This is a genomic window from Streptomyces axinellae (genome assembly GCF_039532135.1).
GTDB lineage: Bacteria > Actinomycetota > Actinomycetes > Streptomycetales > Streptomycetaceae > Streptomyces > Streptomyces axinellae.
On the sequence record NZ_BAAARJ010000014.1, the window covers coordinates 200,422 to 217,325 of the forward strand.

Consider the following 16,904-nt stretch of genomic DNA (forward strand, 5'->3'; position numbering starts at 1 on the left):
ACGGAGATCACCGTGAGGGAGGAAGGCTCAGTCCTTCCGTGTAGGAATACACACAGTGCTGTTCGGGTCTTGGTCAGTGGTCGCTCTCTGCGCAGATCCGGCGCAGGGTGTCCGGCCGGAGGATGACCATGGAGCGGCGGCCGGTGGTGACCACCCCTCGCTTCCGGAGGTCGCCCAGGAGCTTGTTGACCATCTCCCGTGAGGCGCCAATGGAACCGGCCAGCTCCTGCTTGCTGAGCGGGACGGTCAACTCGATGGCATCCCCGTCGCGCCTGCCGTGCATGCGCGCGAGCTCCAGCAGCAGCGCGGCGAAACGTTCCCGGACCCGCATGGAGGCGAACTCCAGGCGCCTGCGGTCAGCTGCCCGGGTCCTGTCGCTGGTCAGGGAGAGCAGCCGCAGGGCTGCCCGGGGAGTGTCGGTGAGGAACCGCTGGAACCGGTCGTGGTCGACGGCGACGGCCAGCACGGGTTCGAGCGCGGTGACGGTGGCGGAGCGGGGGTGGCCGGTGAGCGCGGCGCTCTCCCCGATCACGTCCCCCGGACCGCGCAGTGCGAGCAGCGCCTCGTATCCGTTGGAGGCGGTGGCGGTGACCTTCGTCCAGCCGCTTCGGATCAGGAGGACGTGCGACGAGGGCTCGTGCTGGTGCAGGAGCGGAACCCTCGGCTCGAACCGCATCTCGTGGCCGAGCGCGACGAGAGAGGCGCGATCGGCGCGTTCAAGTCTGGCGAGATAGGGGACGCGGTCATCGAGCTCTGGCCCTCCAGGACCCGGTATCTCGGGCATGAACGCTCTGCCTCCCCCACCGTGCCGCTCACGTGGTGTCGCGGCTGCTTGCACACTGTAATGGAGCGTTCGTGGCGTCGGGAGAGGCCGATTTCGATGCTGCGCGAACCCGTCGCGCATGGGCTGCGTCATGGATGATGGAGAGCCAAGGGCAAGCGAGCCGGGAGGTGGGGGGCAGTGGCGTTCGGACCGTGGAACCCCGAGGGGGTTCCGACCCAGGGGGAGCAGCAGCTCGGGGCGATGCGCGCGTCGCACTCGGACCGGGAGCGGACGATCGACGTGCTCAAGGCCGGGTTCAGCGAGGGCCGGCTGAGTCAGGCCGAGTACGAGCAGCGGCTGACGAGAGCCTCACAGTCGCAGACGTACGCGGAGTTGAACGTGCTCATCGCGGACCTGCCGCAGGGGCCGATGGCGATGCCGCGGCCGGTGCAGGCTCAGCCGCAGTATCCGGTGGTGGCCCGTACGTTCTTGCCCGCGCAGCCTCCGCCGAGGACCAACGGGTCCGCCATCGGGGCGCTGGTCTGCGGGATCCTGTCGCCCATGTACGGGCTGACGGCGATCCCCGCGGTCGTTCTGGGGCACAAGGCGAAGGCGGAGATCCGCAGGAGCGGCGAGGAGGGGGCCGGGCTGGCGACGGCCGGGCTGGTGCTCGGCTGGCTGGCCATCGGGTTCGCGCTCGCGTTCATCCTCGCGGTGGTCGCGGCGAGCTAGCCGCGTGGCCGGCATTGTCCGTCCGGCGAGTTGCCTTCCGCCCCGTCGTCGGGCACGCTCTCCCGAGCTCTCGGCTCCTCCCCCGTCTTTCGGCCGGGAGGGGGCCCAGCGCGGGGGAGGCCCCGGCCCGGGGTTCCGGTCGTCTCGCGGTACTCCGCACGGGAGGACGCTCCGTGACGGGCCGGCCGGGCCGGTCGCGGCGCCGGGTCCGCCGTCACGGCTCGAAGGGTCGGTTCGTCGGCGTACGCCTGGTGCTCTTCTTCTCGCAGGTCGCAGGCGCTATGGTGGCCGGTCCATTTGTTTTGACCCCAGCCGATGAGGTAGGTACCCTCAGACCTTGTGCCTGGGGTGTCCCCTGCGCTGTTGTCTCCCCGCGAGAGCGGTGAATGTCCGCGCAGCTGGTGGTACCGGGATCTGCATGCTTCTCACCACGGAGAAGTCTTCCGCCTTCAGCGGATACCTGCAGTCTTCGACACACCCGACCTCGTGGGTCGGGCTGTGGCCCAGGTTAGCTTTACCGAGACGGCACACAGAAACCGGAGAAACGGTGCCTACGATCCAGCAGCTGGTCCGCAAGGGCCGGCAGGACAAGGTCGAGAAGAACAAGACGCCCGCACTGGAGGGTTCGCCCCAGCGTCGTGGCGTCTGCACGCGTGTGTTCACGACCACCCCGAAGAAGCCGAACTCGGCCCTGCGTAAGGTCGCGCGTGTGCGTCTGACCAGCGGGATCGAGGTCACCGCCTACATTCCGGGTGAGGGTCACAACCTCCAGGAGCACTCCATCGTGCTCGTGCGTGGTGGCCGTGTGAAGGACCTGCCGGGTGTTCGCTACAAGATCATCCGCGGCTCCCTCGACACGCAGGGCGTCAAGAACCGCCAGCAGGCTCGCAGCCGCTACGGCGCCAAGAAGGAGAAGTAAGCATGCCTCGTAAGGGCCCCGCCCCGAAGCGCCCGGTCATCATCGACCCGGTCTACGGCACTCCTTTGGTGACGTCCCTCATCAACAAGGTGCTCCTGAACGGCAAGCGCTCCACCGCCGAGCGCATTGTCTACGGCGCCATGGAGGGTCTGCGTGAGAAGACCGGCAACGACCCGGTCATCACGCTCAAGCGCGCGCTGGAGAACATCAAGCCGACCCTTGAGGTCAAGTCCCGCCGGGTCGGCGGCGCCACCTACCAGGTGCCGGTCGAGGTCAAGCCCGGCCGCGCCTCCACTCTCGCGCTGCGCTGGCTCGTCGGGTACTCCCGCGCCCGCCGTGAGAAGACCATGACCGAACGCCTCATGAACGAGCTGCTCGACGCCTCCAACGGCCTGGGCGCAGCCGTCAAGAAGCGTGAGGACACGCACAAGATGGCCGAGTCCAACAAGGCCTTCGCGCACTACCGCTGGTAGTCGCAGACCCCATCGAGACCGAGAGAAGACTGAAGCCTTATGGCTACCACTTCACTTGACCTGGCCAAGGTCCGCAACATCGGGATCATGGCCCACATCGACGCGGGCAAGACGACGACCACCGAGCGGATCCTTTTCTACACCGGTCGCAGCTACAAGATCGGTGAAGTCCACGACGGCGCAGCCACGATGGACTGGATGGAGCAGGAGCAGGAGCGCGGCATCACGATCACGTCTGCCGCGACGACCACTCACTGGCCGCTCAACGACGTCGACTACACCATCAACATCATCGACACCCCCGGCCACGTGGACTTCACCGTCGAGGTGGAGCGTGCGCTGCGTGTGCTCGACGGTGCTGTGACGGTGTTCGACGGGGTGGCCGGTGTCGAGCCGCAGTCCGAGACGGTGTGGCGGCAGGCCGACCGTTACGGCGTCCCGCGCATCTGCTTCGTCAACAAGCTGGACCGTACCGGCGCCGAGTTCCACCGCTGTGTGGACATGATCGTGGACCGCCTGGGCGCGGTGCCGCTGGTCATGCAGCTGCCGATCGGCACCGAGGCGGACTTCAAGGGCGTCGTCGATCTCGTGCAGATGAAGGCGCTCGTCTGGTCGCCCGAGGCGAAGATGGGCGAGATGTACGACACCGTCGACATCCCGGACACCCACACCGAGGCGGCCGAGGAGTGGCGCGGCAAGCTGCTCGAAGCCGTGGCGGAGAACGACGAGGAGATGATGGAGCTGTACCTGGAGGGCCAGGAGCCCACCCAGGACCAGCTCATGGCGGCGATCCGCCGTGTCACCCTCGCCTCCACCGGCGCCGAGGGCACCATCACCGTCACCCCGGTCTTCTGCGGCACCGCGTTCAAGAACAAGGGCGTGCAGCCCCTCCTGGACGCGATCGTCCGCTACCTGCCGGCCCCGATCGATGTCGAGGCCGTCGAGGGCCAGTCCCCGAAGGACGCCAACGAGATCATCAAGCGGCGCCCCTCCGAGGACGAGCCGATGTCGGCGCTGGCATTCAAGATCGCCAGCGACCCGCACCTCGGCAAGCTCACCTTCCTGCGCGTCTACTCCGGCCGTCTGGAGGCCGGCACCCAGGTGCTGAACTCCGTGAAGGGCCGCAAGGAGCGCATCGGCAAGATCTACCGCATGCACGCGAACAAGCGTGAGGAGATCGAGTCGGTGGGTGCCGGTGACATCGTCGCCGTCATGGGCCTGAAGCAGACCACCACGGGTGAGACGCTCTCGGACGCCGCGAACCCGGTGATCCTGGAGTCCATGGACTTCCCGGCCCCGGTGATCGAGGTCGCCATCGAGCCGAAGTCCAAGGGTGACCAGGAGAAGCTGGGCATCGCGATTCAGCGGCTGTCCGAGGAGGACCCGTCCTTCCAGGTCAAGACCGACGAGGAGACCGGCCAGACGATCATCTCTGGCATGGGCGAGCTGCACCTCGATGTGTTCGTCGACCGGATGAAGCGCGAGTTCAAGGTCGAGGCCAACGTCGGTAAGCCGCAGGTGGCCTACCGCGAGTCGCTCCGCAAGAAGGTCGACAAGGTCGATTACACCCACAAGAAGCAGACCGGTGGTTCCGGTCAGTTCGCGAAGGTGCAGATCTCTGTCGAGCCTCTTGAGGGTGACGGCTACGAGTTCGTCAACCAGGTCACCGGTGGCCGCATCCCGCGGGAGTACATCCCGTCCGTGGACGCCGGCTGCCAGGAGGCCATGGAGTTCGGCGTGCTGGCCGGCTACCCGCTGACCGGTGTCCGTGTGACGCTGCTCGACGGTGCCTTCCACGACGTCGACTCCTCCGAGATGGCATTCAAGATCGCTGGCTCCATCGCGTTCAAGGAAGCCGCCCGGAAGGCCAGCCCGGCCCTGCTGGAGCCGATGATGAAGGTCGAGGTGACGACGCCCGAGGACTACATGGGCGACGTGATCGGAGACATCAACTCCCGCCGCGGCCAGATCCAGTCCATGGAGGACCGCGGTAACGCCAAGCTCGTCACCGGCCTGGTACCGCTGTCGGAGATGTTCGGCTACGTCGGAGACCTGCGCAGCAAGACCTCCGGGCGTGCCAACTACTCCATGCAGTTCGACTCCTACGCCGAGGTTCCCAAGAACGTCGCCGAGGAGATCATCGCGAAGGCCAAGGGCGAGTAACAGACCCACGCTCACCCTTTAGGCTGGAGCAAAGGCATTCGGGGCACTCCGGCACAGAGCGTACGGACTTTCCGTGCGGCTGTGCCGGGGATGCCCCGGCCGCCGGCCCATCCCAGCGAACAGGTCAAGGGCATCCCCCTCGGGGTCCTGATCTGTTCGGTACGACCACCTGAACCCCTCCGCAAAACTGTGGAGGGTGTACAGCACCAGTCCACAGGAGGACCCCAGTGGCGAAGGCGAAGTTCGAGCGGACTAAGCCGCACGTCAACATCGGCACCATCGGTCACATCGACCACGGCAAGACCACTCTTACCGCGGCGATTACCAAGGTGCTGCACGACGCGTACCCGGACCTGAACGAGGCTTCGGCCTTCGAGAACATCGACAAGGCGCCCGAAGAGCGCCAGCGCGGTATCACGATCTCCATCGCGCACGTCGAGTACCAGACGGAGAACCGTCACTACGCCCACGTCGACTGCCCGGGTCACGCGGACTACATCAAGAACATGATCACCGGTGCCGCCCAGATGGACGGCGCCATCCTCGTGGTCGCCGCCACCGACGGCCCGATGCCGCAGACCAAGGAGCACGTGCTCCTGGCCCGCCAGGTCGGTGTTCCGTACATCGTCGTCGCGCTGAACAAGGCCGACATGGTGGACGACGAGGAGATCATGGAACTCGTCGAGCTCGAGGTTCGCGAGCTGCTCTCCGAGTACGAGTTCCCGGGCGACGAGGTTCCGGTCGTCAAGGTCTCCGCGCTCAAGGCTCTTGAGGGCGACAAGGAGTGGGGCGAGTCCGTCGTCAAGCTGATGGCGGCCGTCGATGAGGCGATCCCCTCTCCCGAGCGCGACACCGACAAGCCGTTCCTGATGCCGATCGAGGATGTCTTCACCATCACCGGTCGCGGTACGGTCGTCACCGGCCGTATCGAGCGCGGTGTGCTGAAGGTCAACGAGACCGTTGACATCATCGGCATCAAGGACACCAAGACCACCACCACGGTGACCGGCATCGAGATGTTCCGGAAGCTGCTGGACGAGGGTCAGGCCGGTGAGAACGTCGGTCTGCTGCTCCGTGGCATCAAGCGCGAGGACGTCGAGCGCGGCCAGGTCATCATCAAGCCGGGCTCGGTCACCCCGCACACGGAGTTCGAGGCGCAGGCGTACATCCTGTCGAAGGACGAGGGTGGCCGTCACACCCCCTTCTTCAACAACTACCGCCCGCAGTTCTACTTCCGCACCACCGACGTGACCGGTGTCGTGACCCTCCCCGAGGGCACCGAGATGGTCATGCCGGGCGACAACACCGAGATGAGCGTCCAGCTCATCCAGCCCGTCGCCATGGAAGAGGGCCTCAAGTTCGCCATCCGCGAGGGTGGCCGGACCGTGGGCGCCGGCCAGGTCACCAAGATCAACAAGTGACCTGTCGCGTCTGACGCGGCTCGCGCGTTCAGCGCGTCTGACGCGTTCGGTCGGGGCTTCGTTCCGGCTGGAGCTGGGAGAGGGCCCGTACGGCTTGTGCCGTGCGGGCCCTCTTCTTTGTGTGCGGGCTTCTGTGTGCGGGTGGATGCTCCGAGGCTGTCGGGTCACTCCGGATAGCGCGGCAGGTCCTTGGTCGAGATCGTCCAGTCGGCGATGGTGACGTCCTCGCCATAGACGAAGTTCTTCCTGGTCGCGTACCGGGGGCCTTGCGGAGTCGGGTGGATGTCCGAGAGGACCGCGCCTTCTCCGGTGCGGGGATCGAAGACCGCGTAGACCGGGATACCGAGCAGCGGGTAATCCCGCATCTTCCCCGTCCAGTCGTTGTCCGGGTTGGACCGGGACACCACCTCGACTGCGGCGAGGATGGTACGCGGGTCGAATGACGCCTCGATCTCCATATCGGCCTCGGCGATCACCATGACGTCCGGGTGCCGCAGCACACCCTCGGCCACGTCCTCCACGTCGGGTGTCCCGGTGTGCGCCAGCAGCTCGTCCGGCATGACCTTCTCCAGCCGCCGGCTGACGCGCGCCGCCGTCAGTTCGTGCGGTCCCCCCGGGGCCATCATGTCGTGGACGATTCCTTCCTTGGTGATCTCCAGCTTGCCGGGCACCCCGTCGTGTACGCGGTCCACGATGTCGCGCATGGCCTGGTACTGGAAGGAGTCGTGTTCCGCGTGGTGCGGGGTGAGGGTCACGGCGCTCGCTCCTGTGTGCGGTGGGACCGAGATCTCTGCGGTGGGACCGGAGAGCGGACCATTCATGCTAGCCGGGGGGCTGTGAGCCCGACCGCTCGCGCGTACGCGTTCGGCCCCGTGCGGCAGGACCGGCGGCGGCCGGGGCCGGGGGCGCGGAAGGGGCGTTCGCAGTCGGGGCATTCCTCGAACGGGTCGGGGGACGGGGCCGATGGCGGGGCGGCGGGGAGCGGCGGGGGGAGGAGCGCGGTCAGGTGGTGGGAGAGCAGGGCCGCGGGGTGGTGGACGGGCCCGATGGGGAGGTGCGCGGTCTGCGCGCCAGGACGGAAGCCGACAGGCCGCGGGCGGCATGACAGCCCGATGGGGAGGTGCGCGGTCCGCGCGCGGCGGATGGCCTCCGGCCCGGCGCCGCGGGATGGCCTCCGGCCCGGCGCCGCGCTCCAGCCACGCCGTGACGGCGGGGGAGAGGCGGGCCACGTCCCGTTCGGACAGCAGTAGCCGGTCGTCGTCGCGGCGCAGGGCTGCGAGGAGTGTGGCGGCGGTGCCGGTGCCGGTGCCGGTGCCGGTGATGTTGGTGTTGGTGATGCCGGTGGTGCTGGTGTCTGCGTCTGCGTCTGGGGTTGTGCTGGCGTTGGCTCGGGCTGGCAGGGGGTGGGTGTCGCCGCTGCCGGGTTGGCGTACGAGACCGGTGCGGGTGACCAGAGGGCCGCCGGGTGTGCGCCGCGCCGTTCGTGTCAGGTAACCGTGCGCCTCCAACTCGCGCAGGGCGGCGGCGATACGCGTCTCGCCCTCGGGGAAGCGGGCGCTGAGCGACTTGATGTCCGCCCTGGCGCCGTCCGGTACGGACTGGATGTGTACGGCCAGGCCGATCGCGAGGAGGGACAGCTCGCGGTGCTGGGCCAGGTGGTCGCCGACACCGTGAAGCGCTCGCGGTGACGGTGCTTGATGTGCACGAGCCCGGAACGGGGTGCCGTTCGGTGGACGGGATGGTGAACGGCTCGCGGGGCGTGCGGCGGAACGGGGCCCGGCGTGGGGGCAGCCGCGTCAAGCTGCTGAAGAGCCACCGGGAAGCTCCTACTTCCTCGATGGTCAGGCCCTCGTTCGGGATGCCAGTCCCGGCCGGGGGCCGTCGCATGTGTGCGGTTGTCGTGTCGAGTTGGAGCCTGTGCCAGTCAACAGGCGCTTTGTCCAACGGAGTTGGCCGCGTTCACTCGTGTGGGTGAGGGGGCTGATGGGGAGCTGTGGGGCTTGGTGGGGCTTGGTGAGGTGCTTTCGCGGGTTCCTTTACGTCTTTGGCTTCGTGGAGTGCGGGGATGCGGGGCGCGGGGTCGCGGAGCACCGGGGTGTTGCGTACCGGAGTGTTGAGTACCGGGTCGTGGGGGCGCGCGTTCCGGTGGGGGACCTGTTCTGTCGGGGCGCGGAATTGTACGGCTTGTACGCCGTAACCGGGTGGGCTTCCCGCGCTTGTGACACAGGGTTGTTGGGCGTGCGTACTGTGTCGCGCGTCGAATGAGACAGAGGCAGGGGTAGATGCGCATGGCTGAGAACGACGGAGACGAGTGGGGCTCGGGCTGGGATTCGGGCCTGGAGGACGACTCCACGACTGTGGCGCGCGCGGTCGGTCGCCAGGTCAAGTTGTGGCGGGAGGCGGCCGGGCTCACACAGACCGGGTTGGGCGCGGCGATCGGATACTGCGAGGAGATGGTCTCCGCGGTCGAGCGCGCGAAGCGGCTCCCCCAGCCGCAGTTCCTCGACAACGCCGATGACCGGCTCGGCGCGGGCGGCAAGCTCTCCGCGATGAAGGAGGACGTCAAGCAGGCCCGGTACCCGAAGAAAGTCCGGGACTTGGCGAAGTTGGAGTCGAAGCTCGTCGAGCGGGGCGCCTACGGGGACCACAATCTCGACGGGTTGTTGCAGACGGAGGACTACGCGCGAGCGCTCTTCGCCATGCGGCGGCCCGCGTTCAGCGAGGACGAGATCGACCGGCATGTTGCCGCTCGGATGGCCCGCCAGGCGATCTTCGAACGACGTCCGGCGCCCACGTTGACGTTCGTCCAGGAAGAGGCGACGCTGCGGAGGCCGCTCGGTGGCAGGGCGGTGTGGCGGGCGCAGCTCGAACGGCTCCTGGAAGTTGGGCAGTTGCGCCATGTCACTCTCCAGGTGATGCCGCTGGACTGTGAGGAGCATGGGGGGATGGGCGGCGAGCTTCGGGTGCTGAAGCTCAAGGACGGCAAGACGTTGGGGGCTACGAATGCACAGCTCACCAGCCGATTGATGGCTGACCCGAAAGAGGTGCAGATCCTTGAGCTGCGCTATGGGATGATCCGTTCACAAGCGCTCACTCCGCGTGAGTCTTTGGCGTTCATCGAAAAGGTGCTGGGAGAGACATGACAGCGTTGAAGCCGTTTTCAAGAGAAGGCGCCGCCGACCTGGAGTGGGTCAAGAGCAGTTACAGCGACAACGACGGTCCGGATTGTGTGGAGGTCGCTCTGGCACCTGACGCGGTGCACGTCCGTGACTCCAAGGACACGGCGGGGCCTCGGCTCGGGTTCGGCTCCGGCGCTTGGGCCGAGTTCGTGTCGTACGCGGCGGATGTGGCCTGACGCTCGACCGGTTCGTGTGGTGTCCCGTCTCCTCCTTGGAGGCGGGGCACCGGCGTGTAGGGGGCGGGACGCAGAGTGCGGGGCTCAGGGGCGGGGCGGGAGGTAGGGGCCGGGGCCCTTCAAGGTGCGGTGGGTGGGGGAGGTGGCCGTGTGGCGGAGGCCGGGGAGGGCGGCCACCGACTCGGTGAGGTAGCGGTAGAAGGACTGGGCGGTCGTGGTGTCGATGCTGGCGTAGAGGTTCGCTGTGCCGGTGACCGCGGTGGCGAAGGCGACCTCCGGGTGTGCCGCGAGCGTCGCCCCCGCCTCGGCGAGGTGTGACGGGTCGATCTCCAGCCACAGGGCGGCCCGGAAGCTCTGCTGGAGGACGTCGGCGTGGTATTCGACGTCGAAGTACAGGGCGCCGGCCGCTCGGAGTTCGGCGATGCGGCGGCGCACGGTGGAGGGGGACAGTCCGGTCGCCGTGGCCAGGTCCGCCGGGGCGGCACGGCCGTCCCGGGCCAGCAGGTCGAGCAGGTGCCGGTCGCTGTCGTCCAGCGTCACCGGAGGGGCAGATTCCGTGGCTCGCTCGGCTGGGGCGTCCGGGGGAGTGAGCGCCGCGACCTGGGCGGGGCTCAGCGGCCCGCGCTTGTTGATCGGGCTCAGGTGCCGGCCGAAGAACATGTGCAGCGAGCAGTGCGCCGACACGTCCACCACCTGTGGGGTGCGCGGGAGCTTCTGGAGGAGCAGGGACTCCTCAAGACCTGGACCACGGGTGCGCACCGAGCAGTTGATCTCGGTACCGCCGGAGCTGAGGTGGACCCAGGTCGTATCGGGGCGCCGCGCCATCGCTTCCCCGAGGGAGGTCGCCGCGTCGGGGGTGCACCGTACGCGGACGAGCCAGATGGAATCCCCCAGCCGCAGCGGGTCGGTCAGGCCCAGCACCCGGAGCCGCCCGGCGGACCGCAGCCGGGACCAGCGGCGCGCGGCGGTCTGGTCGGAGATGCCGAGCGCGTCGGCGATCTCCCGGAACGAGGCCCGTCCGTTGACCTGAAGCGCGTGCACGAGCGCCATGTCGTCGTCCGACAGGCTTCGGGACGTGTGACGGGGGGTGTCGAGATAGGTCGCCATAGGCTTCATTGTGTCGGATTCGCGCATGAGAGCTGCTCTGGCTTAGCGATGTGGCTGTGCGGGCTCAAGGCTCTACCTGACGGGGCCGAGGTCACCTACCGCTGGGCGTGCCGCCCCCGTCCCGGCCCGCCCCTTCCAGATCCGGCCCTGTCCGGCCGCGCCCCATCCCGTTGTCGCCGTCCCGGCCCTCTTCCTGGACGGCACGCACACCCGAACCGATCCGAACCGATCCCACCCGATCCGAACCGAACGGAGAACCTGATATGCGCAAGTGGTGGCCCCTGTTGGCGGTCTGCCTCGGCGCCTTCATCCTGCTGGTCGACGTGACCATCGTGAACGTCGCGCTCCCCAGCATGGCTGACGACCTCGACGCCTCCTTCGCCTCCTTGCAGTGGGTGATCGACGGCTACGCCCTGGCCCTGGCCGCGCTGTTGCTGGCCTCCGGGTCGCTCGCGGACCGCTTCGGCCATCGGCGGTCCTACGTCTGCGGCCTGGCGGTCTTCGGCCTGGCCTCGCTCGTGTGCGGCCTCGCGTCCAGCGCGGAGATGCTGATCGCGGCGCGCGTGGTGCAGGGCATAGGCGGCGCCGCGATGTTCGCGACGGCGCCCGCGCTGCTGCTCACCTCCTACCAGGGCAGGGACCGGGGTACGGCGTTCGGCGTGTGGGGCGCGGCCAACGGCGCCGCGGCTGCGGCGGGCCCGCTGCTGGGCGGACTGCTCACCGAGAACTTCAGCTGGCCGACCATCTTCTGGGTCAACCTGCCGATCGCCGCCGTCGCCATCGCCATGACGCTGCGGGTGGTGCGGGCCGACCGGCCGGCCGGTCAGCCGGCAGGGTCGTCCGGTGCCGGTGCCGGTGCCGGTGCCGGTGCCGGTGCCGGTGCGGGTCCGGGTGCGGGCGGGGGAGCGAGGTCCGGGGCGGGGGCGCGTATCGATGTGGCCGGCGCCGTGGCCTTCACCGTCGCGGCGGCCACCCTCACCTACGGGCTCATCCGCGGCGGGGAGGCGGGCTGGGCCTCCGCCGAGGTCCTGACCGCCTTCGCCGTCACTGCCGTGGCGCTCGTCGCGTTCGTGGTGATCGAGCACCGTACGGCGCGGCGCGGGGGCGTCCCGATGCTGGACCTGGCGCTGCTGCGCCGTCCCTCGTTCGCGGCGTTGATGAGCGGTGCGCTGCTGTTGCAGGGCGGGGCCTTCGGCTGCCTGGTGCTGCTCTCGCTGTGGTTGCAGTCCGTGCTGGACCTGGGTCCGATAAGCGCCGGACTCGCGCTGGCTCCGCTGGCCGGGTCGTCGTTCCTCGTCTCCGCCGTGGCCGGCCGCCACATCCAGCGGCTCGCGCCGCGCCTGCCGATCGGGGCCGGACTGCTGGGCATCGCCGGGGGCATGCTGCTGCTGCGCGCCGGTATGACAGCCGACGCGGGGCGGGCGTCCCTCGTATGGGGCCTCGTGGTCACCGGGATCGGCGTCGGACTGGCCACCCCGGTGCTGGTCTCGGCCGCGACGTCCACGGTGCCGCCGCAGCGCGCCGGAATGGCGGGCGGGGCCGTCAACACGTTCCGTCAACTGGGCATGACCTTGGCCATCGCCGTCCTCGGTGCGGTCTTCACGAGCCGGACGGCGGATGCCCTGGCCGGGCCCGGCACGGTTCCGGACCCGGAGGCGGGTGCCTCGGCGCTGGCCGCGGGGCAGGCCCAGCGCCTGGTGGACGCGGCGCCCGCCGCGCACCGGGGTGCGGCGCGCGAACTGGTACACGGCGCGTTCGCCACGGGGCTCGACCAGGTGTTCCTGGTGGCGGCGCTGGCGGCGGGAGCTGGGGGGCTGCTGGTGCTGGCGCTGGTACGACCGTCGCGTCGGCCTGCTGACGGGGATGCCACCGGCGCCACCGGGGATGCCACCGGCGCCACCGGGGGCGCCCCGACGTTGCCCGCCGCCGTCAGCCATGGGCAAGGGGAACCGGCCGGTGGGGGAGAGGGCGCTGGTGGCGGTTCGGGCACGGGGGCGGGGGCGGATGCCGGTACCGGCGCCGATGTGGGTGTGGGCGCCGGTGCTGATGCCGATGCGCGCGCCGGTGACGGTACGGAAGGTGACGGCAGCCGACTGCCCGAGGTGGGTGTGACGCGGCGGGGGTAGGGGCTGCGCCCCCGCTGTGCACCCCGCCGCGCGCCCCGACGTATGGGGGGAGGCGGCGAGCCGGGAGCCGAACGACCTCCCCTTGTACGGGACGCGGGGTGGGCGGGGCTGGTGCGGCTGATGCCCGCCCTCGCCGTAGGGGGCGGGTCGCGGCACCCCGTCATTGCGAGGTCATTTCCTCGCGAGCTTCCATGAGGGCAAAACCCAGCAGGTTGAGACCTTTCCATGAGGCGGGTGGCAATGCGCGTTCGTCGCCCGCAGCCAAGCCGATTCCCCAGATCCGGTCCAAGGGGCTTGCTTCCACCAGTACCCGTTTATGGGTGCTCTGAAGGAAATCCCTGACCTCTGGGCTCTGAGAGAACTTCGCGATGCTCCCGCGCACAACAATGCCGTACCGGTGCTCGTGCCATATGTCTTCCTCGAACCCCTGCACCTGACGGCCCAACGACTTTGCTTCGCCGGGGTGTGAGGCCGCGAGAACGCGCTTCGCGGCATCGCCGTCATTGAACAGCCAAGCCTTGTGCGCCATCATGTAGTGCTCCGCGGAACGGAAAGTGTGCCCTTCGGAAGTGAATTCTTCTTGCCACCATTGACTGAGGCCAGCCGGGCCCCGGGCTCTCGTTGTTGCCCCGTTGGCTGTTCCAGAAGAACAGGAACCGCATCGTTTGGCCCGACCGCTCCATTTCCACGGCTTCGGCGATTGTTCGGGGCATAGTTGGCGATACCTGGGCCTTCGAGGCCGTTTCTCCGCCACGGAGCCGACGAGTTCATGGTGCGTCCCGCAGTCGCCGAGCGTTGTCGATGTCCTGCTGGAGTGCGCTGAGTCGCGGGGGCTCGCGATCGGCATCCAGGACCACGACATGGAGTTCGTCGCCTACCTCGGGCGGCGGAGCGTTCGGGTCCCGCCAGGACGGGTGCTTCGCCTGGTCGAGGAACCCGGGCACCCCGTCCACGTCGACCCTCGCCCCGACGGGGGCCACTCCGAGAACTCGGGCGGTACGTTCTTGGTGATTGCGCAGCATTTTTCGGCTCTCTGGGGTGGAGTTTCCGCACCGTGGTTCGGTCCTGGGGCAGTAGCCTGCGTTCTCGTCAGCGAGTCCAGCAGTGTGCGGCAGCGGGTTGAACCGTTAGACGTGTCGAGACGATTCATCACGGACCAACGAAAGTCCTGCCAACACGCTTTCTTTCCCCGTTTTCATGCCAGTGCGTCGCTTGGCCCGCCCCGCAATCAGCCCTTGGCTCCCGCCGGGGGAGTGGAAGTCATGAATTCTCCGATCAAGGCGTGCAGAAGTTGGTCCTGGGTTTGGGGCGAAAGTTTCCCGAGGTCATCGAAAGTGCGCGTGGCGACATCCAGGCGATGCGGAACGCGTCGAAGCGGAGACGTTTTTCCGCCTACCCGGCCCAGGTCGTAGGCGAAAATGGTGCAGATCCAGCTTTCTCCTGGAGTGTTCTCCTGAAGGATCGGGGTGAGAATATATTTCTCATCACCAGTTGCAGCCGCTTCGAATTCGATTCGTTTCCCGTTACGGCTGAACCCTCTCTCCTGGGCATCGACAATCAATTTTTGCAGAGTGCGCTCATCGACGACGCGGACCTCTGCCGGTACCGGCCACCCGAAAGGCGAGACAACTCGTGCCCGATGCCTGAGCCAACCAAAGGGTATTTTCATCAATTTCCTCCCCTGCCCAGAATATGCACAATGGTTTCCGGAGTAATGCCGGGGTGGGCAGGATCGTTCATCCTGGACAATGCTTCCGCGATTCTGTGATTTCCTTGAATGACTTCTCCCCCGCTGATCGTCACTACGTGCCCGATCCCGTCCGGATCGTTGATGGCGCGGAGCAGCGTCATCGTCCATGCTGCGAGTGAGCCCCATCTTCAGTGGGTCTCCCAGGTACGGGGTTTCGATGTCGCCCAGATCACCCAAACGCATGGGTTCCCGCTGCCCGCGCATGATCTGGTCGGCCCGATACCCCAGAGGCCGGAACTTGTCCTTCATACGCTCGACGAACCCCGGGCGGTCTGGATATTCGGGTGCGAGGCCCAGCGGGTCGATCCAGGAGTGGGGGTTGTCCACGTAAGCGACCGGATTCGGTGCCGGTGCCAATCCGAGCGGATCCGGAAGTGCAAAGCGGGCGGTTTCCGGATCGTAGTGGCGGAAGTAGTTGTAGTGGAGGCCGGTTTCGGGGTCGTAGTACTGGCCGGGGAAGCGGAGGGGTGTGGAGGCCGTGCTGTTGGTGTGCCAGGTGGTGGTGCCCCAGACGGTGGATCGGGTGCGCCAGGCTATGTGCCCGGATTCCGCCGCAAGCTCGGTGGGCGTGCCGACAACATCGGTGACCATCGCGTAGAAGCGAGAGCCGATCTCCGCCTGCGTGAATTCGTCAGTCAGCCGCTCCATCCGTACCAGAGGCGTGTGGCCCTTGTGGTCCCAGGTGAGGGTCACCGGATGGGGGAGGTGCTGGGCCGCGGTGGTCTGCTCCACGAGCGTGGCACCGTCCCAGGTGACGGTCGTACGCTCGACTGCTTCTTCGCCGATCATGCGGTATTTCGCCGTGCGGCGGCCCAGCGGGTCATATGTGTAGCGCCACTTTGCGCCGTCCGGGGTGACGACCTGCGTGAGGCGATCCTCCGCGTCCCAGGTGTAGTGCCAGGTGTCCGGCTTCTTCGACAGGCGGGGCTTCTGGCGGAGCCTGATGCGGCCCGCCTCGTCGTGTTCGTAGCGAACCTTTCCCGCCGCTTGGATCACCGTTCCGGAGTAGGTGCGTGGGCCTGTCGCTTCCGGGGCCGGGTGTGTGGTGGGCCAATTCGCGTGAGTTTGGTTTCCCGCGTCGTCGTACGCGTACCGCTCTGTCCAGGCGGCGGCGTGGACAGCCGTCACCCGGCCCACCGCGTCGAGATCGAAGATTGCGCGGCCGGAGAGGCTGTCGTCCACTTCCGTCAGACAGCCGTCCGCCCGATAGGAATAGCCACGCTCCTGAACCACGGTCCCGGCCGACAAGGATTGTGTCGTCAGGCGGCCTGCGGGGTCCCAGATCTGGGTGAGGGTGAGGCCCTGGTCGCCCATGTGGCGTTGGGTTTCGCGGCCTGCGGCGTCGTGGGTGGAGTCGAGGGTGTGGCCGGAGGTTGTGAGTGTGGTGCGGTTGCCTGCGGGGTCGTAGGTGCTGGTGGAGAGGGCGCCGGTGGGGGTGGTGCGGCGGGTGCGGCGGCCGAGGGCGTCGTAGGTGTGGGTGAGGGCCCGTCCGTTGACGAGTTCGGTTTTGACGCGGCCGAGCTTGTCGCGCTGGTAGCGCACTTCCGCGTCGGGGCCGACCGCTTCGAGCAGGCGGCCTGCCGCGTCGTAGACGTAGGTGGTCACGGCGCCGGCCGCGTTCTTGCGTACGGTGCGGCCGAGCAGGTCGCGTTCGTGGGTGATCTGCTCGCCCAGGGGTGTCACCCGCCGGACCAGGCCGCCCACCGCGTCGAGTTGGTAGTGCTGGGTGCGGTTGTCGAAATCCGTCTCAGCGGTCGGACGTCCGGCGGGTAAGACGCCTTGGGCGGGGCCGCGTCCCGCGCCGCCCGCACCGCCGTGCGCGCCCGCCCCGCCGCCTCGTCACGCTGGGAACGCGCCTCGTCCAACTGCTCCTGGGCGGCCTTCTTCTTGTCGTCCTTGTACTTGGCCACCGCCTCCCCCGCCTGGCCCTGCGCCCACTCCACCGTCCCCGCGAAATCCTCCAGCGCGCCGGCAGCCTTCTCGCACGCGTCCGCCGCCTTCACCCACTTGACCGGCTCCAGCCCCACCTTCTCCCAGAAGGCGTCCGCAGCCCGCCCCTTCAACGCCCCCTTCCCCACACCCCGCAAACCCCTGG

Annotated in this window: 15 protein-coding genes and 1 pseudogene; 9 read left to right on the top strand and 7 right to left on the bottom strand. The window is 68.1% G+C overall.

The annotated features are described in order from the left end of the window. Nucleotides 1-73: 73 nt before the first annotated feature. On the bottom strand, nucleotides 74-784 hold the full coding sequence (locus tag ABD339_RS21855; protein ID WP_344568095.1) for a Crp/Fnr family transcriptional regulator: 711 nt from the start codon (nucleotides 782-784) through the stop codon (nucleotides 74-76). A 240-nt stretch (nucleotides 785-1,024) separates the two neighbouring features. Here ABD339_RS21855 and ABD339_RS21860 point away from each other — a divergent pair, with 240 nt between their 5' ends. The 5 genes from ABD339_RS21860 to tuf all read left to right on the top strand — a co-directional run bounded on the left by ABD339_RS21860 (nucleotide 1,025) and on the right by tuf (nucleotide 6,471). Next, entirely contained in the window at nucleotides 1,025-1,495 is a 471-nt protein-coding gene (locus ABD339_RS21860) for a DUF1707 and DUF4190 domain-containing protein (RefSeq protein WP_344568123.1), read from the top strand. Nucleotides 1,496-2,042: 547 nt separating this feature from the next. Next, nucleotides 2,043-2,414 (top strand): 30S ribosomal protein S12, encoded by a 372-nt coding sequence (gene rpsL, locus ABD339_RS21865; RefSeq protein ID WP_344568096.1) that lies wholly within the window; start codon nucleotides 2,043-2,045, stop codon nucleotides 2,412-2,414. Nucleotides 2,415-2,416: 2 nt separating this feature from the next. Next, complete coding sequence (gene rpsG, locus ABD339_RS21870; RefSeq protein ID WP_191209779.1) at nucleotides 2,417-2,887, top strand: 30S ribosomal protein S7; 471 nt, start codon at nucleotides 2,417-2,419, stop codon at nucleotides 2,885-2,887. Between the two features lie 39 nt (nucleotides 2,888-2,926). Continuing rightward, the gene (gene fusA, locus ABD339_RS21875; RefSeq protein WP_344568097.1) at nucleotides 2,927-5,050 is read left to right on the top strand and encodes an elongation factor G; all 2,124 of its coding nucleotides are present in this window, start codon (nucleotides 2,927-2,929) and stop codon (nucleotides 5,048-5,050) included. 227 nt (nucleotides 5,051-5,277) lie between these two features. Further along, on the top strand, nucleotides 5,278-6,471 hold the full coding sequence (gene tuf, locus ABD339_RS21880; protein ID WP_344568098.1) for an elongation factor Tu: 1,194 nt from the start codon (nucleotides 5,278-5,280) through the stop codon (nucleotides 6,469-6,471). Nucleotides 6,472-6,635: 164 nt separating this feature from the next. Here tuf and ABD339_RS21885 read toward each other — a convergent pair whose 3' ends face one another. Then, nucleotides 6,636-7,226 (bottom strand): Uma2 family endonuclease, encoded by a 591-nt coding sequence (locus tag ABD339_RS21885; protein WP_344568099.1) that lies wholly within the window; start codon nucleotides 7,224-7,226, stop codon nucleotides 6,636-6,638. Nucleotides 7,227-7,967: 741 nt separating this feature from the next. On the opposite strand from ABD339_RS21885, the gene ABD339_RS21890 reads away from it, so the two are divergent. The 3 genes from ABD339_RS21890 to ABD339_RS21900 all read left to right on the top strand — a co-directional run bounded on the left by ABD339_RS21890 (nucleotide 7,968) and on the right by ABD339_RS21900 (nucleotide 9,826). Beyond that, on the top strand, nucleotides 7,968-8,159 hold the full coding sequence (locus tag ABD339_RS21890) for a hypothetical protein (protein WP_344568100.1): 192 nt from the start codon (nucleotides 7,968-7,970) through the stop codon (nucleotides 8,157-8,159). A gap of 600 nt (nucleotides 8,160-8,759) precedes the next feature. Further along, complete coding sequence (locus ABD339_RS21895; RefSeq protein ID WP_344568101.1) at nucleotides 8,760-9,614, top strand: helix-turn-helix domain-containing protein; 855 nt, start codon at nucleotides 8,760-8,762, stop codon at nucleotides 9,612-9,614. Continuing rightward, entirely contained in the window at nucleotides 9,611-9,826 is a 216-nt protein-coding gene (locus tag ABD339_RS21900; protein WP_344568102.1) for a DUF397 domain-containing protein, read from the top strand. Before ABD339_RS21895 ends, ABD339_RS21900 begins: the two co-directional genes overlap by 4 nt. Nucleotides 9,827-9,910: 84 nt before the next feature. Here ABD339_RS21900 and ABD339_RS21905 read toward each other — a convergent pair whose 3' ends face one another. After that, on the bottom strand, nucleotides 9,911-10,933 hold the full coding sequence (locus tag ABD339_RS21905) for an Lrp/AsnC family transcriptional regulator (RefSeq protein WP_344568103.1): 1,023 nt from the start codon (nucleotides 10,931-10,933) through the stop codon (nucleotides 9,911-9,913). 263 nt (nucleotides 10,934-11,196) lie between these two features. Between ABD339_RS21905 and ABD339_RS21910 the strand changes: the two genes are divergently transcribed. Then, nucleotides 11,197-13,059 carry an MFS transporter gene (locus tag ABD339_RS21910; RefSeq protein ID WP_344568104.1) on the top strand — a complete coding sequence of 621 codons (1,863 nt, stop codon included), beginning with the start codon at nucleotides 11,197-11,199 and terminating at the stop codon, nucleotides 13,057-13,059. Nucleotides 13,060-13,219: 160 nt separating this feature from the next. Here the strand turns inward: ABD339_RS21910 and ybiA are convergent, their stop codons facing one another. From ybiA to ABD339_RS21930, 4 genes and pseudogenes are all read right to left on the bottom strand, one after another. Beyond that, nucleotides 13,220-13,921 carry a riboflavin biosynthesis intermediates N-glycosidase gene (gene ybiA / locus ABD339_RS21915; RefSeq protein WP_344568105.1) on the bottom strand — a complete coding sequence of 234 codons (702 nt, stop codon included), beginning with the start codon at nucleotides 13,919-13,921 and terminating at the stop codon, nucleotides 13,220-13,222. After that, nucleotides 13,827-14,081, bottom strand: a complete 255-nt coding sequence (locus tag ABD339_RS21920) for a hypothetical protein (protein WP_344568106.1) — start codon at nucleotides 14,079-14,081, stop codon at nucleotides 13,827-13,829. Before ABD339_RS21920 ends, ybiA begins: the two co-directional genes overlap by 95 nt. Before the next feature lie 1,010 nt (nucleotides 14,082-15,091). Beyond that, nucleotides 15,092-16,576: pseudogene (locus ABD339_RS21925) on the bottom strand (RHS repeat-associated core domain-containing protein); the annotation flags it as partial. Continuing rightward, nucleotides 16,489-16,887, bottom strand: coding sequence for a putative T7SS-secreted protein (locus tag ABD339_RS21930; RefSeq protein ID WP_344568124.1), 399 nt, complete (start codon nucleotides 16,885-16,887; stop codon nucleotides 16,489-16,491). The gene ABD339_RS21930 and the pseudogene ABD339_RS21925, both read right to left, overlap by 88 nt. Between the last annotated feature and the right edge of the window lie 17 nt (nucleotides 16,888-16,904).